This window comes from Nocardioides sp. NPDC127514 (assembly GCF_040302125.1).
Classification (GTDB): domain Bacteria; phylum Actinomycetota; class Actinomycetes; order Propionibacteriales; family Nocardioidaceae; genus Nocardioides.
Genome location: NZ_JBEORF010000013.1, coordinates 46,552 through 65,624, shown reverse-complemented (window position 1 = coordinate 65,624; position 19,073 = coordinate 46,552). Strand labels below are relative to the sequence as shown.

General features: G+C 69.7%; 17 protein-coding genes. 7 read left to right on the top strand and 10 right to left on the bottom strand.

Translation table 11 applies throughout. The annotated features are described in order from the left end of the window. Positions 1-3 precede the first annotated feature (3 nt). On the top strand, positions 4-930 hold the full coding sequence (locus tag ABTX24_RS12170) for an ABC transporter substrate-binding protein (RefSeq protein ID WP_160025955.1): 927 nt from the start codon (positions 4-6) through the stop codon (positions 928-930). On the opposite strand, the gene ABTX24_RS12165 is transcribed toward ABTX24_RS12170, so the two are convergent. After that, entirely contained in the window at positions 923-1,498 is a 576-nt protein-coding gene (locus tag ABTX24_RS12165; protein ID WP_350839872.1) for a TetR/AcrR family transcriptional regulator, read from the bottom strand. The two genes, ABTX24_RS12170 and ABTX24_RS12165, sit on opposite strands and share 8 nt — an antisense overlap. 140 nt (positions 1,499-1,638) lie before the next feature. Here ABTX24_RS12165 and ABTX24_RS12160 point away from each other — a divergent pair, with 140 nt between their 5' ends. Continuing rightward, positions 1,639-2,211 carry a hypothetical protein gene (locus tag ABTX24_RS12160; RefSeq protein WP_350839870.1) on the top strand — a complete coding sequence of 191 codons (573 nt, stop codon included), beginning with the start codon at positions 1,639-1,641 and terminating at the stop codon, positions 2,209-2,211. 1 nt (position 2,212) lies between these two features. After that, entirely contained in the window at positions 2,213-3,667 is a 1,455-nt protein-coding gene (locus ABTX24_RS12155; RefSeq protein WP_350839868.1) for a dihydrolipoyl dehydrogenase family protein, read from the top strand. Here the strand turns inward: ABTX24_RS12155 and poxB are convergent. The 3 genes from poxB to ABTX24_RS12140 all read right to left on the bottom strand — a co-directional run bounded on the left by poxB (position 3,664) and on the right by ABTX24_RS12140 (position 9,127). Further along, positions 3,664-5,388, bottom strand: a complete 1,725-nt coding sequence (poxB, locus tag ABTX24_RS12150; RefSeq protein ID WP_350839866.1) for a ubiquinone-dependent pyruvate dehydrogenase — start codon at positions 5,386-5,388, stop codon at positions 3,664-3,666. The two genes, ABTX24_RS12155 and poxB, sit on opposite strands and share 4 nt — an antisense overlap. Before the next feature lie 96 nt (positions 5,389-5,484). Beyond that, positions 5,485-7,776 carry a choice-of-anchor J domain-containing protein gene (locus ABTX24_RS12145; RefSeq protein ID WP_350839864.1) on the bottom strand — a complete coding sequence of 764 codons (2,292 nt, stop codon included), beginning with the start codon at positions 7,774-7,776 and terminating at the stop codon, positions 5,485-5,487. A gap of 154 nt (positions 7,777-7,930) precedes the next feature. After that, on the bottom strand, positions 7,931-9,127 hold the full coding sequence (locus ABTX24_RS12140) for a DUF8462 domain-containing protein (protein WP_350839862.1): 1,197 nt from the start codon (positions 9,125-9,127) through the stop codon (positions 7,931-7,933). Between the two features lie 205 nt (positions 9,128-9,332). On the opposite strand from ABTX24_RS12140, the gene ABTX24_RS12135 reads away from it, so the two are divergent. Continuing rightward, entirely contained in the window at positions 9,333-10,196 is an 864-nt protein-coding gene (locus tag ABTX24_RS12135) for an Fpg/Nei family DNA glycosylase (RefSeq protein ID WP_350839860.1), read from the top strand. Positions 10,197-10,205: 9 nt separating this feature from the next. Next, positions 10,206-10,532 (top strand): rhodanese-like domain-containing protein, encoded by a 327-nt coding sequence (locus ABTX24_RS12130; RefSeq protein WP_160025962.1) that lies wholly within the window; start codon positions 10,206-10,208, stop codon positions 10,530-10,532. An 8-nt stretch (positions 10,533-10,540) separates the two neighbouring features. Here the strand turns inward: ABTX24_RS12130 and aat are convergent, their stop codons facing one another. After that, a complete protein-coding gene (gene aat / locus ABTX24_RS12125) occupies positions 10,541-11,269 on the bottom strand; it encodes a leucyl/phenylalanyl-tRNA--protein transferase (protein ID WP_160025963.1) in 729 nt (242 codons plus the stop codon). Positions 11,270-11,325: 56 nt separating this feature from the next. Between aat and ABTX24_RS12120 the strand changes: the two genes are divergently transcribed. Together ABTX24_RS12120 and ABTX24_RS12115 are read left to right on the top strand one after the other, a co-directional pair. Further along, positions 11,326-12,024 carry an EcsC family protein gene (locus tag ABTX24_RS12120; protein WP_350839858.1) on the top strand — a complete coding sequence of 233 codons (699 nt, stop codon included), beginning with the start codon at positions 11,326-11,328 and terminating at the stop codon, positions 12,022-12,024. Positions 12,025-12,114: 90 nt separating this feature from the next. Then, positions 12,115-12,717: an AAA family ATPase gene (locus ABTX24_RS12115; protein WP_350839856.1), complete on the top strand. Its 603-nt coding sequence runs from the start codon at positions 12,115-12,117 to the stop codon at positions 12,715-12,717. Here the strand turns inward: ABTX24_RS12115 and ABTX24_RS12110 are convergent. The 5 genes from ABTX24_RS12110 to ABTX24_RS12090 form a co-directional block, all read right to left on the bottom strand. Next, positions 12,714-13,892, bottom strand: coding sequence for a hypothetical protein (locus tag ABTX24_RS12110; RefSeq protein WP_350839854.1), 1,179 nt, complete (start codon positions 13,890-13,892; stop codon positions 12,714-12,716). The genes ABTX24_RS12115 and ABTX24_RS12110 overlap by 4 nt on opposite strands. 30 nt (positions 13,893-13,922) lie before the next feature. Then, entirely contained in the window at positions 13,923-15,044 is a 1,122-nt protein-coding gene (locus ABTX24_RS12105) for a hypothetical protein (RefSeq protein WP_350839852.1), read from the bottom strand. Further along, entirely contained in the window at positions 15,044-16,153 is a 1,110-nt protein-coding gene (locus ABTX24_RS12100) for a hypothetical protein (protein ID WP_160025967.1), read from the bottom strand. The genes ABTX24_RS12105 and ABTX24_RS12100 overlap by 1 nt, the downstream gene beginning before the upstream one ends. A gap of 100 nt (positions 16,154-16,253) precedes the next feature. Beyond that, positions 16,254-17,192, bottom strand: coding sequence for a hydroxymethylglutaryl-CoA lyase (locus tag ABTX24_RS12095; protein WP_350839850.1), 939 nt, complete (start codon positions 17,190-17,192; stop codon positions 16,254-16,256). Continuing rightward, complete coding sequence (locus ABTX24_RS12090; RefSeq protein ID WP_350839848.1) at positions 17,185-19,059, bottom strand: acetyl/propionyl/methylcrotonyl-CoA carboxylase subunit alpha; 1,875 nt, start codon at positions 19,057-19,059, stop codon at positions 17,185-17,187. The genes ABTX24_RS12095 and ABTX24_RS12090 overlap by 8 nt, the downstream gene beginning before the upstream one ends. Positions 19,060-19,073 lie beyond the last annotated feature (14 nt).

Here is a 19,073-nt window from a genome sequence, read left to right as displayed (position 1 = left end):
CAAATGTCCCGCCGAATCCGCACCACCGCGTATCTGTTCGCGACGCTCGCCGTGGCAGGCACCCTGACCGCCTGCGGCGGTGACCCGCTCGACTCAGGATCGGACTCCGACTCGGGCGGCGGCACGATCGTCGTCGGCTCGGCCAACTTCCCCGAGAGCGAGCTGCTCATGGAGATGTACGCCCAGGCTCTCGAGGCCGAGGGCGTCAAGGTCGAGACCAAGCCCAACATCGGGTCCCGCGAGGTCTACATGGAGGCCTTCAAGAGCGGCGACATCGATCTGCTGCCGGAGTACAACGGAGGCCTGCTGTCCTACCTGACGGACGGCAACCTGCCGGAGAACGTCTCCGCCCCCGAGGACGTCTACGACGCGCTCCAGGACGTGCTTCCGGAGGGCAGCCAGACGCTGCCGCAGTCGGCCGCCGAGGACAAGGACTCGCTGACGGTGACCAAGGAGACCGCCGAGAAGTACTCCCTGACCAGCATCGAGGACCTCGCCCCGGTGGCCAAGGATCTCACCCTCGGCGCGAGCCCGGAGTTCAAGACGCGCGCCCAGGGGGTCCCGGGCCTGGCTGAGGTTTACGGGGTCACCTTCAAGGAGATCACGCCGACCGACCCCGGCGGCCCGCTGACCGTCGCGGCCCTGAAGAAGGGCTCCGTCGACGTGGCCAACGTGTTCACGACCGACTCAGCGATCCCGACGAACGACTGGGTCGTCCTGGAGGACCCGAAGAACCTCTTCCTCGCCCAGAACATCGTCCCGCTGATCCGCTCCGAGGCGCTCAGCAGCGACGCCGAGACCGCGCTCAACGCGGTCTCCGAGGCGCTCACCACCGCCAACCTGACCGAGGCTCTCGCCAAGGTCCAGGTCGACAAGGCCGACCCGGCCACCGTCGCCAAGGAGTTCCTCGCCGACAACGGCGTCAGCTGAGCGCTGACCCCAGGCCGCTCCGGTAGGTCAGAAGTCCTTCGAGCCCTCGTAGGAACGTCTCGCCGACCGGGGCGGGATCGGTCAGACAGCCGGCCGCCATCGCACCGTCTCGCAACATGACGAAGTGGCGGCCGGCAAACTCCGAATCAGGCTTCCCCGTCGCCGCGAAGAGATCGGTCATCGTGGCCAGGAACCACTCCCGGTGCTTGAGCACCGCCTGATGGACCACGTGTTCCGGGTCCGGGTATTCGGCGGCGGCGTTGAGGAACGCGCAACCACGGAACCCCTCGCCCTGGATGTCCGCGGCGATCGACCGGCCGACGGCCCGGATGAGGTCGTCGGGGTCGTCGACCTCCGCCCGGGCGGCGTCCAGGCGCGCCCGGATCGCCTCGTCGGTCTGCGTCAGGTACGCCACGACGAGCTCGTCCTTGCTCCGGAAGTGCCGATAGAGCGTCGCCCGCGTGACCTGCGCCTCGGCGATCACGCGATCGACCCCGACCGAGTGCAGACCCTCGGTGTAGAAGAGCCGACTCGCCGTGCTGAGCAGTCGATCCCGGGCCTCAGACATCCGTCATCCCTCTCGTTCTCGTGGTCTCAACGCTAGCAGACAGAACGATCGGTCTTGCGTTTTCCGGACGGCTGCGACAGACTCTCGATCCAGGTAGAACGATCGTTCTGTCTCCCAGCTTGATCCACGAAAGGGATCTGATGTCCACCTCCGTCGAGACCGGTCGATCCGGCACACTGACCGCCCCGCCCCGCGCACTGCCGAGGCTCTACTTCTTCCGCTTCGGGTTCGCGATCGTCTGGGCCGGGCTGGTCGCACTCACCGCAACGACGCTCAACGCCGCCAGCATCGCGCTGCTCGTGATCTACCCGCTGTTCGACGTGGCAGCCGCCGTGGTCGACCACCGCACCTCGGGCGCCAAGGGCCCGCGCGTACTGCTGTACGTCAACATGGCACTCAGCCTGCTCACCGCTGTCGGCGTCGCTGTCGCGGCCACCTCCGGGATCCCCGACATCCTGCGGGTGTGGGGCGCCTGGGCGATCACCGCCGGCCTGGTCCAGCTGTTCGTCGCGGTACGCCGCTACCGACTCGGTGGTCAGTGGGCGATGATCCTCAGCGGCGGGATCTCGACCTTCGCCGGAACCGGATTCATCCTGATGGCCACCGGCCCGAAGGCGTCACTCACCGGCCTCGCGGGCTACGCGACGCTGGGCGGCATCTTCTTCCTGATTTCTGCCCTCCGACTGCGCCAGCGCGCGGGTAAGGTCAACTGACATGACGAGCACCAGCCAAGATCTGACCGTCGATGTCATCGTCATCGGCGCCGGCCCGACCGGCGAGAACGTCGCAGACCGAGTCGTGCAGGGCGGCCTGACCGCAGCGATCGTCGAGCGCGAGCTCGTCGGCGGCGAGTGCTCCTACTGGGCGTGCATGCCGACGAAGGCCCTCCTGCGGGACGCGGCAGCCCTGCGCGCCGCCCGCGCCCTTCCGGCCGCTGGTCAGGCGGTCACGGGCACACTGGATGCCTCCGCCGTCTTCGCTCGACGTGACGGGTTCACCTCCAACTGGAAGGACACCGGTCAGGTCGAGTGGCTCACCGGGGCCGGGATCACCCTGGTCCGCGGGCACGGGCGCATCACCGACACCCGCTCGGTCACCGTCACCGCCGACGACGGCACGACCACCAACCTTCAGGCACGCCACGCCGTGGTCGTCTCCACCGGCAGCTCCTCCCTCATCCCGCCGATCCCGGGACTCGAGGAAGTCGGTCCCTGGACCAACCGCGAGGCCGCCGGCGCCCAGTCCGTTCCCGATCGCCTGGCGATCATCGGCGGCGGGGTGGTCGGCGCCGAGATGGCGACCGCCTTCAGCGCCCTCGGGTCGCAGGTGACGCTGATCTCCCGCACCCGGCTCCTGCCGGGGGTCGAAAAGTTCGCCGGCGAGCAGGTGGCCGACGCGCTCCGGACGTACGGAGTCACGCTTCATCTGGACGCCGGTGCGTCCGAGGCTCGGCGTGATGAGAGCGGTGAGGTCCGGGTGACCCTGTCCGACGGCACCGAGGTGACCGCGGATGAGGTCCTGGTGGCCACCGGTCGGGTGCCCAACACGAAGGACCTCGGCCTGGAGCACGTCGGCCTCGAGCCCGGCAGCTGGCTGAAGGTCGACGACGCCCTGGCCGTGGTCGACGACAACGGGCAGCTCGAGGAAGGCTGGCTCTACGCCGCGGGCGACGTCAACCATCGGGCGCTGCTGACCCACCACGGGAAGTACCAGGCTCGCGGGCTGGGCGATCTGATCGCCGCACGCGCTCGCGGCGAGAAGCCCGACCTGAGCGCATGGGGGCGCCACGCCGCCACCGCCGACGAGCGGGCCACCACCCAGGTGATCTTCACCGACCCCGAGGTCGTCGCGGTCGGACACTCCGCCGAATCGGCCGAGGCCGCCGGCATCGAGGTCGGCGTCGTCGACTACGACCTCGGCTCGATCGCCGGAGCGTCGCTGCACGCCGACGGCTACCGCGGCCAGGCGCGGATGGTCATCGACGAGCGGCGCAAGGTCCTGGTCGGCTTCACCGCGGTCGGGCCCGACACCGCCGAGATGCTGCACGCCGCGACCATCGCGATCGTCGGCGAGGTCCCTCTCGACCGGCTCTGGCACGCGGTCCCGGCCTACCCGACGATGAGCGAGATCTGGCTGCGTCTGCTCGAGACGGCGGGACGCGACCGCTAGAACAGCTGGCGCAGGTTGGCCTTGCTGAGGTCGATCAGCTCGTCACCCCGACCCGACATCACGGACCGAAGGGCGTAGAGGGTGAAGCCCTTGAGCTGCTCGGCGGTGATGTTGGGCGGGATGGAGAGCTCCTGACGCTCGGTGACGACGTCGAGGAGGGCGGGGCCGTCGTGGCCGAGGACGTCGGCGACGGCGTCCGGGAGATCGGCCGAGTGCTCGACGCGGCGGGCGTAGATGCCCATCGCGGTGGCGACGTCGGCGAAGTTCGGGTTCACCAGGTCGGTGCCGTACGTGACGAAGCCGGCTGCCTTCATCTCCAGCTCGACGAAGTTCAACGAGGAGTTGTTGAAGACGACGAGCTTGACCGGGAGCCGGTTCTGGATGAGGGTGACCAGCTCGCCGAGCAGCATGGTGAGCCCGCCGTCACCGGCGAGCGCGACGATCTGCCGGTCCGGATGGGCGACCTGGGCACCGACCGCCTGCGACAGTGCGTTGGCCATCGAACCGTGGGCGAAGGAGCCGATCAGCCGGCGGCGGCCGTTCATGGTCAGGTAGCGCGCCGCCCACACGACCGGCGACCCGACGTCGGGGATGAAGACGGCGTCGTCGGCGGCGGCCTGGTCGACCAGACGAGCGAGGTACTGCGGGTGGATCGGCGCCTTCGACCGGGACGGGGTGGCGAGCTCGTCGAGCTTTGTCCGGGTGCGGCGGTAGTGGTCCAGGGAGTCGTCCAGATGCCGCCGGTCACCGCTCCGGTCGAGCAGCGGCAGCAAGGCCGAGGCGGTGTCCTTGACCGTTCCGACCAGCCCGACGTCGATCGGGTGGCGACGACCGAGCTGCTCGCCGCGTACGTCGACCTGGATGGTCTTGGCGTGCTTCGGGAAGAACTGCCGGTAGGGGAAGTCGGTGCCGAGCATCAGCAGGGTGTCGGCCCGGTCCATCGCGCGATAGCCGGAGGCGAAGCCGAGCAGGCCGGTCATCCCCACGTCGTAGGGGTTGTCGTACTCCAGGACCTCCTTGCCGCGGAGCGCGTGCACCACCGGGGCGCCGAGCGTCTCGGCCAGGGCCACCACCTCGTCGTGCGCACCAGCGCAGCCGGCACCGGCGAGGATGGTGACCCGCTCGCCGGCGTTGAGCAGGTCCGCCGCCCGCCTGAGGGCGTCCTCGTCGGGGATGACCCGCGAGCGCGTCGGGCGGATCTCCACGGTCCGCTCGACCACGGACTCGGCCAGCGCGACGTCGCCGGGGATCACCAGCACCGCCACGCCCTGCCTCTCGACCGCCGTACGCATCGCGATCTCGAGCACGTGCGGCATCTGGCTCGGCTGGGCTACGTACTCGGTGTAGACCGAGCACTCCCGGAACAGCTCCTGCGGGTGCGTCTCCTGGAAGTAGCCGGTGCCGATCTCGGCGGTCGGGATGTGGGCGGCGATCGCGAGCACCGGAACCCGTGAGCGGTTCGCGTCGAAGAGACCGTTGATCAGGTGGAGGTTGCCCGGCCCGCAGCTCCCCGCGACCACCGCGAGCTCACCCGTGGTGGCCGCGTCGGCGGCCGCCGCGAACGCGGCAGCCTCCTCGTGACGTACGTGGATCCAGCTGATGTCTCCGTTCTTCCGGAGCGCGTCGGTGAACCCGTTGAGGGAGTCACCCGGGATCCCGTAGACGCGGCGGACACCGCTGGCGGACAGGGTGGACACGATCTGTTCGGCGATGGTCGACATGCAGTCTCCTTCTCGACGCGTACGTCTTCCACCGTAGAACAGCGGCGGGCTGCGACTGTCCATCGACAGCCGCAGCCCGCGCGTTGGGTGCCGGGATCAGCCGCCCGGCTGGGTGACCCCGTCGACCGTCAGGGTGTAGCGCGCCGGGTCGGACACGCTCTCCGTCGGATCGTCGAACATCACAACCGCCGCCACGGTCTCAGCCGTGTCACCGATCGCGGCGTCGAGCGCAGCACCACTGAGGGTGCCGTCGAACGACTCGTCCAGCGCGAGCGTGTGCACCCACGCGGGCGAGCCCGCCGGGCCGTACGCCACCAGCTGGACCGTCCAGCCCTCGACCGGTGTCGGGTTGACCTGCGACATCGACTGCCAGCCGTCCAGGGTGTCGCTGGGCAGCGCGGTGCCGCCGACGGCGATGTCACGCACCCAGAAACCGGACTCGTCGACCCCGGAGTCGGTGATGTAGCGGAACGCCACCAGCACGTTCTGCCCGCCGTACGCCGACAGGTCCGCACTCTGCGGCCGCCAGCCCCCGGAGTCGCCGGAGAAGCCGGGCAGGTTGTCGACCACGGTCGGGATGGCACCCGGGTCGTGCTCGCTGGTCGTGTCGGCGGTGGCCAGGCTCTGCCAGGTCTCACCGCCGTCGGTGGAGACCTGGACGTAGCCGAAGTCCCAGCCGACCTCGGCGTCCCACAGGGCGTCGAAGGTCAGCGAGGCTCCACCGGCGGGCACGTCGACCGCTCGCACGACCGACCGGTCGAGGTTCGGCCCACAGCCGGCGTAGAGCGCTGCGGCCCCGGTGCCGTCGGCGGGCGGCGAACCACAGCTGCTGTCGGCTGCCGTGGCGTCCGGCGGGGTCGCGTCGACCGTCCACTCGACCGGCTTGGGCTCCAACGCCGACGCCCCGTCGAAGCCGATCGAATCGATCTCGCCCGCGGGGAGGTAGGCCCCGGCGCCGTCGCGCAGGCGTACGTAGTCCGAGCCGTTCGGCGGTGCGCCGCTCTCGTTCCACGACTCCGGGTTGTCCCAGTTGACCTTCGCGGAGAGCGAGTCGGCCTGGTACGTCGCCGCGTCACCGCCGTTCAGGTTGCCGCCGTTGGCGTCCAGTGCCGCGTCGAGAGCCACCATGGCGGCCCAGTCGTGGATCGTCTGCTGGGCGGAGACCCCGGTGTCGAACTGGTCCAGCACCACCTGGAGCCCCTCGAGTCCGCCGGCATCCTCGCGGTGCAGGGCACTGAGGAAGTCGGGGCCGTAGTGGCTGGCCAGATACTCCATGAAGGAGTAGACCGCGCCGTAGTCGCACAGCGTCTCCGGCCCACCCTGGTCGCCCCAGCCGGTCAGCGAGTTCTCCGAACCACCGAACGCCGGATCGAGATAGCCCATGAAGCACGCCAGGTGCGAGTCCGCGCCGGGATCGTCAGGTGGGGTGCTCGGGTCGACGTAGCCGACCAGGGTCTGGGCGTAGTCGGAGAGGCCCTCGTTGACCCAGGAGACCTCGTCGGTGTCCTCGTAGTACTCCAGCAGGTGCTGGTACTCGTGCGCGAAGGTGCCCTCGTACAGCAGTGGCCGAGATGCTCCGACCAGCCGTCCGGGAGCGCTGTTCAGCTCCTCGTTGCAGGCGACGTACGCCGGATCGGTGCTGTCGTCGGGCGGGTTGGTGCCGGTGCGGTGCAGCCAGTCGAAGACATCGATGCTCATCACGTTGCGGTCGAAGTACTCGTTGAAGACCGAGTAGAAGAAGCCCGCGATGTAGGTCTGCCCGTCCGGAGTGGCGGGCTCGTAGAAGTTGGCGTCCCGGACGTTGTCGACCAGAACCACGATGTTGTCGCCGTCGCCCTTGTACTCCGAGGACGGCAGGTTGGGGATCAGCCCCGGCAGGGTGGCCTGCTTGCCGTCCCGGTCGGGCGGGACCGAGAACTCCTCCGACTCGATCGGGTAGATGGTGTTGTCGAACTCCGAGATGAAGTTCGAGACCTGGGCGTCGGTGACCTCGGTCAGGCCGAGGGCGTTGCGGCAGTCACCGTCCGGGAACGCCCGGTCCTCGGCGACCCACACCTCGATGTTGTCGCCGACGCCTCGCAGTGTGTAGTCCTTGAGGTAGATGCTTCCCTGGGCGTCGTCGAGCCCCAACCAGGTGCGGCTCTGGCCGACCTTCGCGGGTCCCTTCGGTGCCTGCTTGCCGGCCAGATCGCCCCGGTGCCGCTCGACCCCGAGACGCTTGCCGTTGTTGTAGTCGGACCCGGTCTCCTTGAGCTCCTTGGCGGCCCGGCCACGATCGTCGTCCGACGGCGGCGCGCTGCCGGCGGGTGCGCCGGGCAGCGTCAGACCGAGGACAAGCGCTCCTGCGGCTCCGATGGTGAGGAGTCGCGCCTTTTTCCAACCACGCATGCGTGGTTCTCCCTCCACTCGTTCGTGCTGCGCCCGAGTTCGCTGCGGGAATGCGGCCGATGTGATGTGCGTCACTGGCCACCGCCAAAGTCAAGCACCGTGCCTACGCGGAGGGAAGAGGGAATTACGCCCTGTTTGCGGAGCTGACGCCGAATTACCCCTGTTGGCGTAGGTAACGACCGAAGTGAGGGACGGTGAACGCGATTCGGCCGCGCTCGCCGGAGTAGATCAGCCCCTTCTTCATCAGCGCGTCGCGCGCCGGGGAGAGCGACTGCGGCTTCTTGTTGAGGAAGGCGGCGACGTCAGCGGTGGCGACGGTGCCGATGTCGTCGGCGCCGAGCTCGACGGCGGCGTCGGCCATCGCCCGCAGGTAGTCCCGCTCCGCGGGGGTGGCGCGCTCGTAGCGCGAGCCGAAGAAGCCGACTGCCAGCTCGCGCTCGGCCTCGGGGGCGGCGACCTTCACGTCCTCGACGGTGATCGGGGAGCGGGGTGCCTGGTCCCACACGGTCTTGCCGTAGGCCTGGATGAAGTAGGGGTAGCCGCCGGTGGCGGCGTACATCTCCGCGAGGGCGTCGGACTCGAACTCGGCCTCCTCCTCGCCCGCGGGAGCGGCGAGGGCGCGGTCGGCGGCCTCCCGCTCGAGGCGGTCGATGCGCTGGTAGGAGAAGAGGCGCTCGGAGTAGGACTTGCTGGCCGAGAGCACGGCCGGCAGGTGCGGCAGGCCGGCGCCGACGACGATCACCGGCAGCCCCGACTGGCTGATCTCGTGGCAGGCCGCGCACATCGCCGAGACGTCGTCGGGGCCGAGGTCCTGCATCTCGTCGATGAAGACGCCGACGCCCTTGCCGACATCGGCGGCGAGCCCGCCGACGTCGGTGAGCAGCTCGACCAGGTCGATCTCTATGTCACCGGAGTCGGCCCGGCCCCGCACCGCCGCGACCTCGATGCCCGGCGACCACTGCTCGCGCAGCTTGGCGTTGGGACCGGCCTCCCGCTGGGCGAAGGAGCGGATCACGCCGAGCACGTGGTCGACGTCGTCGGAGCTCGGATGACCCAGCTCGCGCACCGCCTGGTGCAGGGCGCTCGACAGCGGCCGGCGCAGCGACTGGTCGGGGCGAGCCTCCATCTTCCCGGTGCCCCAGCCCTTGCGGACCGCGGCGGACCGCAGCGTGTTGAGCAGGACCGTCTTGCCGACGCCGCGGAGCCCGGTGAGCACCAGCGACCGTTCCGGGCGACCACGCGCCACCCGCTCCAGCACCACGTCGAACTGCCCGAGCTGCTCGTTACGACCAGCGAGCTCAGGGGGCCGCTGACCGGCGCCAGGAGCGTACGGATTGCGGATGGGGTCCATGATCAGACGATATCCACATCTCTAGGACGCGTCTTAGATTTGGCTAGCGAGCCACATCTTTCATGAGCGTAGGCCTCTATTCGCCTTTCTAGGATGAACCTTAGAAAGGCGCAGACTCTCACATCGATCGCTAGTGTCGAACGTGTGTTCGATCGTAGCGGGATTTCCTCCCCTCGCGCAAGCCTGACGATCTAGACTCGCGGACATGCCGGAACTCCCCGAGGTGGAAGCGCTCGCCGAGGACCTGCGCGGGCGCCTCGACGGCCGCGCGATCACGAAGGTGCACGTCGCGCAGTTCAGCGCACTGAAGACATACGATCCGCCGCTGACCGCGGTCGAGGGCACGCTCGTCGACAACGTGACCCGCCACGGCAAGTTCATCGACATCGAGGCGAGCGGCGTCCATCTCGTGCTGCACCTGGCCCGCGGCGGATGGATCAGGTGGCGTGACGAGATCCCGGCGACACCGCCCCGGCCGGGGTCGAAGTCCGGGCTGGCGATCCGGGTCGTGCTCGACGACGACACCGGGCTGGACATCACCGAGGGCGGCACCAAGAAGCGCCTGGCGCTCTACGTCGTCCACGATCCGCAGGACGTCCCGGGCGTGGCATCGCTCGGCCCCGACCCGCTGGCCGACGACTTCACGCTGGCCCGTTTCCGCGAGATCCTCGCAGGTCAGGGCCGCAAGCAGATCAAGGGCGTGCTGCGGATGCAGTCGATCATCGCGGGCATCGGCAACGCCTACTCCGACGAGATCCTGTGGGCGGCGAAGATGTCGCCGTTCAAGCCCGCCGAGATGACCGAGGAGGAGTCGGAGAGCCTCTACAACGCGCTGCGGACGACCCTGCGGGAGGCCGTCGAGCGCGACTCCGGCCTGGCGATGAGCGAGCTGAAGGGCGAGAAGAAGTCCAACCTCGCAGTGCACGGCAAGGCCGGCAAGAAGTGCCCGGTCTGTGGTTCCACGATCCTCGAGGTCAGTTTCGCCGACTCGAGCCTGCAGTACTGCCCCACCTGCCAGACCGGCGGGAAGCCGCTCGCCGATCGCCGGATGTCCCGGCTTCTCAAGTAGGCTTGACTGGTGACCATCCCCACCGTCGAGATCGCTGGCGTGCCCGATCCCCTGCCCGTGGCCGTCCTGGACGTCCGCGAGCACGACGAGTGGGCAGCAGGCCACATCGAGGGCGCCACCCACATCCCGCTCCAGGAGCTCCCGGCGCGCCTCGGTGAGCTTCCCGAGGGCCAGACCCTGGTGGTCTGCAAGGTCGGCGGACGCAGCGCCCAGGCGGTCAACTACCTCGCCCAGCAGGGCTTCGAGGTCGTCAACCTCGCCGGCGGCATGCTCGACTGGGCCGCCGCCGGGCGACCGATGGTCAGCGAGACCGGCGCCGAGGCGTACGTCCTCTAGGACTACCGCTAGGACTCGGCCGGAGGGCCGCCGAACGCCTCCGGGAGCGGCAGCCTGAGCGCCTTCTCCAGGCGGTCGAGGTAGTCGTTGCGACCCATCTCGACGACGCCCAGCGAGGCCAGATGGTCGGTGCGCCACTGCACGTCCAGGATCCGCTGGTCGATCGACCCCGCCTCGCGCAGCGCCGAGACGAGCCCGACCAGGGCGACCTTGGACGCGTCTCGGACACGGTGGAACATCGACTCCCCGGCGAAGAGACCGCCGATCGCGACCCCGTAGAGCCCGCCGACCAGGCGATCGTCCTGCCACGCCTCGACCGAGTGTGCCCAGCCCAGCTCGTGCAGGTCGCCGTAGGCCCGGCGGATCCGCTTGTCGATCCAGCCATGGGGCCGGCGTGGGTCGGCGCACGAGGCCACCACCTGGTCGAAGCTGGTGTCGATCCTGATCTCGAAGTCCCGCACGGACCTGCGCAGGGACCGCGAGACGACGAGCCCGTCCAGCGGAAGTACGCCGCGCCTGACCGGCGAGAACCACATCATCGGATCACGCGGGGACTCCCCGGGCATCGGGAAGATCCCGTGCCGGTATGCGGCCAGGAGTGTCCCGGGCGCAACGTCCGCACCCATCCCCACCAGATCGTCCAGATCGGCCCCGCCATGGCCCGCGCCTGGATCCCGGAGGTCGGCGAAGGCCCACGGCGAGGGCTCGGGTTCGATCGGTCCCCGAAGATTCGCCACGACGAAACGTTATCGCCCCGTGCGGCGCCAACCACCACACACTTAAGATTTGCCTCATGATCGGTCCCAAGGCAGTGCTCACCAGTGCGGCTGGCCGGCTCGCACCCAAGGTCATCCAGTCCGCTCCCGGCGTGACCACCACCGTGGTCCGGCAGGCGCTGCACCACGCGATCGTCGGTGTCGGCCCGCTCCCGGCAGCGGCCGCGGCCGCCGAGAAGCACCTCAAGGACCACGACAACGACGTCGAGCTCGCGGTCAAGCACGTCATCGACAACCACGTGCGGCTGGCCGGTGTCGGTGGCTTCGCGACCAACATCGGCGGTCTGGTCACCCAGGCGATCACGCTCCCGGCCAACATCACCGGGATGGCCATCATCCAGTGCCGCATGGTGGCCGCGATCGCGCATCTCCGTGGTTACGACCTGACCGATCCTCGCGTGCGCAACGCCATCCTGCTCACCCTCCTGAGCGAGGAGAAGGTCGGCAAGTGGATCCAGGACAAGAGGATCCCCGCCCCGCCGATGGCAATCGCGACCGCTCCGACCTACGACCGCGCGATCGACGCCATCGTCGCCTCGGAGGTGGCCCAGGAGCTGCTCAGCCGGGTCACCGGCAGAGGCATGATCTCCATGGCCGCCAAGCGGATCCCGCTGGTCGGCGGTGTCGTCGGTGGAGGGGCTGATGGGTGGATGACCTACCAGATCGGTCGCTACGCCTCGCGCGAGCTGCTGCCGCGTCACCCCGACGCCGGCTGAGCTCGGCTCACAGGAACTTCACAGGTCCGTCCAACGTTCCTCTGAGCACGGAACTCCACACTGTTGGTGTCCGCTTGGGAGGAGCAGTCGATGACCCTCGACACGACGTACGCCCCGATCAGTCCAGCCCGCGCTGCCGGGGTCGAGGTGAGACCTCACCTGCTCCTCCTGGGCGGCGTACCCGGCGCCGGCAAGAGCACGCTGATCCGCGACGTGGCCGACCGGCGTCCCGACGTACGCGCCCTCGACCCGGAGACCCCGGGGCGCTGGCTCGCGGCACGGCTGCCGGAGGTGCCCTACCGCCTGTACCGGCCGCTGGTGCACCTGTGGCACGCCATCGCAACCCTGATCCTGGTCCTGCTCGGCCCGACCCCCGGTCGCCCCACGCTCCTCGTCCACGACCCGGCCACCCGGCCCGGCCGGCGCGAGCTGCTCGGGCGGATCGCCCACGCCCGCGGCTGGCGTACGTCGCTGGTCATGATCGATGTGCCGCGCGTCGCGGCGATCGACGGCCAGCACGAGCGCGGCCGGATGGTCCGTACCGAGTCCTTCGAGCGCCACTGGCACCGCTGGACCGACGACCAGCCCCGGCTCCTGACCGCGGCGACCTTCGGTGACGCCGACGGCTCCTGGGACCGGGTGCACGTCTTCGACCGCGCCCGGGCCGCGGGACTGCTCGAGGCGATCCTCTAGCGACGGACGACGCGGTAGACCTTCAGGATCGCGCGACCCCACCAGCGCCGCTCGAGACCCTCGCGGGCCCGCTGCTTCGGCACCAGCGACCGGGTGTGCTCCAGCTCGGCGCGCAGCTCACCGACCTCGTCCTCCAGCCGGGCCTCGGACTTGCGCAGCCGGATGGCCTCCTGGAGGAGCGCGTCGATGGTGGCGACACCGGCGTCGAGGACCTCGCGCGCGGAGATGGTGTCCGGGTCGACGAACGGCTTGTCGGCCAGATCAGCGGGGACCAGCAGCTCCTCCAGCCCACCGACGACGTCGTAGCCGCGTCCCGAGAGCGCCTTGACCCAGCTCTCGGAGAGCGACTCGACCCACGGCAGGATCGAGGGCGAGAGCGCCAGGCGGGCGGAGTCGCGGCGCTTGGCCAGCGTGCGGTGGGCCAGGAACTCGCGTACGAAAGGCCGGTAGTCGGCCGGCTCGAGCACGGGCACGACGGCCAGGTTGATCTCGCGGAGCAGCGCCGCCTCGGGCACGCCGAGGGACGGGTTGCCGCGGTCGATCCCCTCGAAGTCGATGGTGAGATCGTCGAGGCCGAAGGCGGTCGAGAACCGCTCCCACAGCAGCGACGAGGACGACCCCGGCGGCGGGACGGTGATCAGGTGGACGCGCTCGGGCGCGATGCCCTGGGTCCATCGGTCGAGGATGTCGGGCAGCTCTTGGACACCCCAGAACCACGATCCGATCCGGCCCTCGCGGGCGGGGTCGCGGATCTCGTCGAGGAACTCGGCGTAGGTCACGACCGAGCGGTGCTTGACGTTCTCCTGCCACTCGGCCGGGATCTGCCGGGCCAGGTCGCGCGCGGAGAGCATGATGTGGATCTCGGAGTCGCCCAGCGAGTCCAGCGCGTGCTTGGCCTGCTGCCAGGACGCGCTCGCCAGGATCTCGTGGGAGATGATCACGGTGCCGTTCTCGACCGAGCGCACCTTCTCCGCGAGTGCGTCCCAGGCGCCGGTCGCCTCCTCCTCGATGCCGCCCCAGGGCAGGTCCATCAGGTCGAGGGCCGCCAGGAAGTGGGCGTCGAAGCGGTCGGCGAAGTAGTGGACTCCCTGCTCAGCGAGGGACTCCCGGTTGTGGAAGAGGACGTCTTGAAGATAGGACGTGCCCGTCTTCGGGGTGCCGACATGAAGCAGCACGCGCCGCCCAGTCTCCAACGTTCTACTCCTCTAGGAACGCCCCGCCAGCAATGACAACGCGAGCGCCAACGCCCGGCACTCGTCGGGACCCTGGGTCGCCGCCCCCGAAGGGAGCAGCCGGTCAGGGTCTCCGTGGAGAGCGTATCCGGCTCGGACCAATGCATCACGTTGGGCCCGCGCCTGTGTTTCGAGCCAAGGCAAACTTTCCGCGGGAACGCCGACCTGCCGGGCATCCGGAACGAGCGGTTCGAGCTTTTCCAACCGCGGTCGCAGCCGATCGACCAGCAGCTTCCGCTGGGTCTCGAGATCGGTTCGTACGCTGAGAACCTGCCCGATCACGCGCGCGACCTCGTTGCCCTCGGCCGAGATCGGCCAGGGGCCGGGCAGGCTGTCCACGCCGAGCAGGCCGGGCAGCAGGGCGGGATCGGTGACGATCTCGACGCGGTCCTTCCCGACCCGCCGGGCCCACCAGCGGGCGATCCTGGGCAGATCGGCACGCGGGCCGAGCCAGCCGCGCCACTGCGCGTCACGGATCCAGATGTGCCAGGGGTTGACCCGGTTGGTGAAGGTGCGGAACTTCCACGCACCGGCGGCGACCTCGTCCAGCGGGCCGCCGAGGACGTAGACGGTGTAGCCGTCGGCGCCGGGCAGCCTTCCCTGTCGCTCCAGCTCCTCGCGGATGGGCAGCGTGAGCCACGGCGAACCGACCAGGCGATAGGGAAACTTCTCCTGCTCAGGCTGGGATTTCTTGGGTCGGCGCGACCACCTTCGCGGACGCCGGGTGGGCGCCGTCTCCACGGTGGCGAGCAGGTCCTCGGCGAGCAGCACGCTCGCCGCCCTCAGCAGCTCTCGCGCCGACAGCGTCGCCGGATCGACCGGCAGCGGGCCGTACGTCCTCGTCTCGGTGTCGCCGAGCAGCGGAAGGTCGCGGCGGCCTCGGCCGGGCGGGCTGGTACGCAGCAGGGCATCGACCCGATCAGGATCGGACGGGCCCGTCTCGTTGAGCCGCCGCAGCAGCTCGAGCATCTCGGCACCCGGCAGGTGGTCGGTCGTGAAGGGCGTGGCGGGCTCGGACCAGGCTGCCCACGGAGTCGTACCACCCTCGCGCAGGTGCGCGGCCCAACCCCAACCCCTGGTGGGTGCAGCTGGCATCAGGAGCGTCGCCCCTTGACCCGCCGCATCAGGCTGGCGGCGCGGGAGGCGACAGGGCGCTGGGGCGGGTCGGTGCGCGCGGCCTCGACGACGACCGCGACCAGGGCGTCGATCGCCGCGTCGGCGACGTCCTTGGTGCGCGGCGCGTCCGGGTCGATCCACTCGACGTCGGCGTCGGGTCGCTGCGGGCGGAGGTCTTCGAGGTCGCCGGCGATGTCGACCTTGGCCAGCTCGGCCCACTCGATCCACGAGTCGGCGACCTGGTCGGCCCAGTCGAAGGCGGTCGGCGGCATGGTGACCCGTTCGCGACCGTCGCGGTGGGCGAGGGTGCGCTTGGCGATCACCTCGGTGACCATGTGGCGGTAGTCCTCGCGGGGGAGCTCCTGCGACTCGAGCCGCGCGTTGAGCCGGCGCAGCAGCGTCGCCTCGGCGCGGCCGAGCGACTGGTTGTGGCGGTCGCTGTCGATCGGGGTCCAGGACTCCTCGATCCCGACCACCTCGCAGAACCGGCGCCAGAGCACCTCGCTCGGCGCCCCGTCGTGCGGCACGGTGACCAGGTGCACGCGCTCGGGCGGCAGGTTGCGCCCCCATCGGCTGAGCACGTCGGGCAGGCCGTGCGTACGCCAGAACCAGGCGGCCGAGCGCGACTGCTTCGCGGTCTGCATCCGCTCGAGGTAGCGCGCGAAGGTGACCTTGCGCTCGCGCTGCACCTGGTCCTGCCACTCCGCCGCCAGCACGCGCGCGATGTCGCGGGCGGTGTAGACGATGTGCACCTCGGTGCGCCCGCCCTCGCCGAGGTCGGTCATCGCCTTCTCGACCCGGTCGGGCCGGGCACCGGCGAAGAGGTGGTGACTGATCAGGATCGTCTCGGACTCGTCGCGGCGCACCCGTTTGACCAGCGCGTCCCATTCGCCGTGGACGGTCTTCCTCATCCCGCCCCATGGACGGTCGATCAGGTCGAGCGCCGGCCGGAAGAAGTCGGGCTGGCCGCCGACCGGGTAGAAGACGCCATGCTTCTCCAGGGACACCCGGTTGTGGAACAACCTGTCCTGGAGGTACGTCGTGCCCGTCTTCGGAGCGCCGACGTGGAGGAAGACTTTGCGCGCCATGATCCCGCTATTCTGCACCAAGTTAGTAGAGATTGTCGCGGCGGTCCGTCTTTTGTCACCCGGCCGTCACTCTTGGATGCAGTCTAGGGCGTGTCTCCAGCTAGGACCGCAAGGCACGTACGACGGCCGAGGGACTCGGCCTGCCGAGGTGTCCGGCGAGCCAGCTGCTCGTGTCGGCGACCTTGTCGAGATCGACACCGTGCTCGATCCCCAGGCCCTTAAGCATCCAGAGCAGGTCCTCGGTGGCCAGGTTGCCGGTGGCTGACCTGGCATAGGGGCAGCCGCCCAGGCCACCAGCGCTGGCGTCGTAGGTCGTCACCCCGGACTGGAGGCCGGCGAGGGTGTTGGCCAGGGCCTGGCCGTACGTGTCGTGGAAGTGCAGCGCGAGCCGATCGGTCGTGACGCCTTCTTCCTCGAACGCCTGGATCAGAGCCTTCACATGGCCGGCGGTCGCAACGCCGATCGTGTCCCCGAGGCTGAGCTCGTCGGCACCGAGATCCAGGAGCCGCTTGCCCGCCTCGACCACCTTCGCGATATCGACCTGGCCCTCCCAGGGGTCGCCGAAGCACATGCTGAGGTAGCCGCGGACGGTCATGCCCTCGGCCTTCGCGCGGCTCATCGTCGGCTCGAACATCGCCCACTGGCCGTCGAAGGTCTGGTTGAGGTTCTTGGTGGCGAACGTCTCCGTCGCGCTGCCGAAGATCGCGATGTGCTTTAGCCCGAGCTCGAGGGCCCGGTCGAGGCCCTTCTCGTTGGGGACCAGCACCGGGAGCTCTCGCGCCCTGTCGCCGAGGCGGTCGACCAGCTCTTCCATCAGCTGTTTCGCGTCCGCCAGCTGCGGCACCCACTTCGGGTGCACGAAGCTCGTCGCCTCCACCGGACTCAGCCCGGCATCCAGAAGACGGGTGATCAGGTCGGCCTTGATGCCGGTGTCGATCGCCGTCTTCTCGTTCTGGAGGCCATCACGCGCACCGACCTCGTAGATCGTGACCCTGCTGGGCAGGTTGTCGTGGCGTACGACTGCGGGGAGATCAGTCATCGGTCGGCTCCACCACGAACAGCTCGGAGCCGAGGGGGACCTGGGATCCCGCTGACGCACCGACGACGGTGACGGTGCCGGCGAACGGGGCCTTGAGGGAGACCTCCATCTTCATCGCCTCCATGACCCCGAGGACCTGGCCCTCCCCGACCTGGTCGCCGACCTGGACGCGTACGTCGATGACCGTGCCGGGCATCTTGGCCTCGACCGCACCGTCGCTGTGGTGGGCGGCGGCGCCGGCGACGCGGTCGGGCGGGGAGAAGTCGAAGCGGTGTCCTTGGTGGACGATCTCGGCGAGGCCGGGCTGGACGTTGATGGCCGCCCAGTGACGTACGCCGTCGACGATGGCCACGAGGACGTGGCCGGCGGCGCTGATCTGCCGGACGAGGTGGGTGTCCACGCGGCCGGAGGGGCGGTCGACGGTGACGCTGCGGTCGAGGTCGACGATGGTCGGCGCCGGTGAGCCGGCGAGGCGCCAGCCGTCGGCGCGGAACGGCGTGGTTGTGTCCGACGCCGCCGACAGCATCGCGCTGACCCAGGCGACAAGAGCACGCGGGACCTCGGGGTCGGGGGCGGGCACCTCGTTGCGGTCGAGCCAGGCGGTGTCGATCTCCGCGTCACGGAAGGCGTCGGAGGCGGCCAGTACGCGCAGGAAGCCGGTGTTGGTGGTCAGGCCGAGGACGGCGGTCGCGTCGAGGGCCTGGACCATCGCCGTACGGGCTTCCTCGCGGTCGGCGCCGCGCACGATGATCTTGGCCAGCATCGGGTCATAGGCGGTCGAGACGACCTGCTCGCTCTCGAGCGCGTGCTCGACCCGTGCACCGGCCGGCCAGCGCACGATCGAGGTGCGGCCGGCCTGCGGCAGGAAGCCCTCGAAGGCGTCCTCCGCGTAGACCCGGACCTCGATGGCGTGACCGTCGATGCGTACGTCGTCCTGGGCGATGCCCAGCGGCTCACCGGCAGCGACCCGGAGCTGGAGCGCGACGAGGTCGGCCGCGGCCCCGTCGATGCGGACCGCCTCCTCGGTGACCGGGTGCTCGACCTGGAGACGGGTGTTCATCTCCAGGAAGTACGCCTCGCCGGACGCCTCGTCCAGAAGGAACTCGACCGTCCCGGCGCCGGTGTAGTCGACCTGGCGAGCGAGCGCGACGGCGCTGGTCAGGACCAGGTTCCGCTGCTCGTCGGTGAGCGTCGGGGCGGGCGCCTCCTCGATCACCTTCTGATGGCGGCGCTGGACGGAGCAGTCACGCTCGAAGAGGTGGATGACGTTGCCGTGGGTGTCGCCGAAGACCTGCACCTCGATGTGGCGGCCGCGTTCGACGTACTTCTCGATCAGGAGAGTCTCGTCGCCGAACGCGCTCAGCGCCTCGCGGGCGGCCGCGGCTCGAGCCTCGTCCAGCTCCTCGGGCGAGCGGACGATGCGCATGCCCTTGCCGCCACCACCCGCCGCGGCCTTGACCAGCAGCGGGTAGGGGCTGTCCTCGCCCCGCGGAACCACAGGTACGCCGGCGGCGACCGCGATCTCCCGGGCCGCGTCCTTGCGGCCCATCTGCTCGATCACCTCGGGCGTCGGACCGACCCAGGTCAGCCCTGCCTTCGCCACCGCGCGTGCGAACTCGGCCCGCTCGGAGAGGAAGCCGTAGCCCGGATGGATCGCCGCGGCGTCTGCCGAGGCAGCGGCCGCGACCACCGCGTCCGCGTCGAGGTAGGACGCGACCTCGACGGCCTCGTCGGCGTCGCGTACGTGGGGCGCGTCCGCGTCGAGCGCGGTGTAGATCGCGACCGTCCGGATCCCCAGCTCACGACATGTGCGGAAGACGCGTCGCGCGATCTCACCGCGGTTGGCGACCAGAACACTCTCGAACATCCCAGACTCAAACA

Excerpts from the sequence above, each read along its gene's own strand:
- ABTX24_RS12170 (WP_160025955.1), top strand. The coding sequence starts at position 4 with ATGTCCCGCCGAATCCGCACCACCGCGTATCTGTTCGCGACGCTCGCC.
- ABTX24_RS12165 (WP_350839872.1), bottom strand. The coding sequence starts at position 1,498 with ATGTCTGAGGCCCGGGATCGACTGCTCAGCACGGCGAGTCGGCTCTTC.
- ABTX24_RS12160 (WP_350839870.1), top strand. The coding sequence starts at position 1,639 with ATGTCCACCTCCGTCGAGACCGGTCGATCCGGCACACTGACCGCCCCG.
- ABTX24_RS12155 (WP_350839868.1), top strand. The coding sequence starts at position 2,213 with ATGACGAGCACCAGCCAAGATCTGACCGTCGATGTCATCGTCATCGGC.
- poxB (WP_350839866.1), bottom strand. The coding sequence starts at position 5,388 with ATGTCGACCATCGCCGAACAGATCGTGTCCACCCTGTCCGCCAGCGGT.
- ABTX24_RS12145 (WP_350839864.1), bottom strand. The coding sequence starts at position 7,776 with ATGCGTGGTTGGAAAAAGGCGCGACTCCTCACCATCGGAGCCGCAGGA.
- ABTX24_RS12140 (WP_350839862.1), bottom strand. The coding sequence starts at position 9,127 with ATGGACCCCATCCGCAATCCGTACGCTCCTGGCGCCGGTCAGCGGCCC.
- ABTX24_RS12135 (WP_350839860.1), top strand. The coding sequence starts at position 9,333 with ATGCCGGAACTCCCCGAGGTGGAAGCGCTCGCCGAGGACCTGCGCGGG.
- ABTX24_RS12120 (WP_350839858.1), top strand. The coding sequence starts at position 11,326 with ATGATCGGTCCCAAGGCAGTGCTCACCAGTGCGGCTGGCCGGCTCGCA.
- ABTX24_RS12115 (WP_350839856.1), top strand. The coding sequence starts at position 12,115 with ATGACCCTCGACACGACGTACGCCCCGATCAGTCCAGCCCGCGCTGCC.
- ABTX24_RS12105 (WP_350839852.1), bottom strand. The coding sequence starts at position 15,044 with ATGCCAGCTGCACCCACCAGGGGTTGGGGTTGGGCCGCGCACCTGCGC.
- ABTX24_RS12100 (WP_160025967.1), bottom strand. The coding sequence starts at position 16,153 with ATGGCGCGCAAAGTCTTCCTCCACGTCGGCGCTCCGAAGACGGGCACG.
- ABTX24_RS12095 (WP_350839850.1), bottom strand. The coding sequence starts at position 17,192 with ATGACTGATCTCCCCGCAGTCGTACGCCACGACAACCTGCCCAGCAGG.
- ABTX24_RS12090 (WP_350839848.1), bottom strand. The coding sequence starts at position 19,059 with ATGTTCGAGAGTGTTCTGGTCGCCAACCGCGGTGAGATCGCGCGACGC.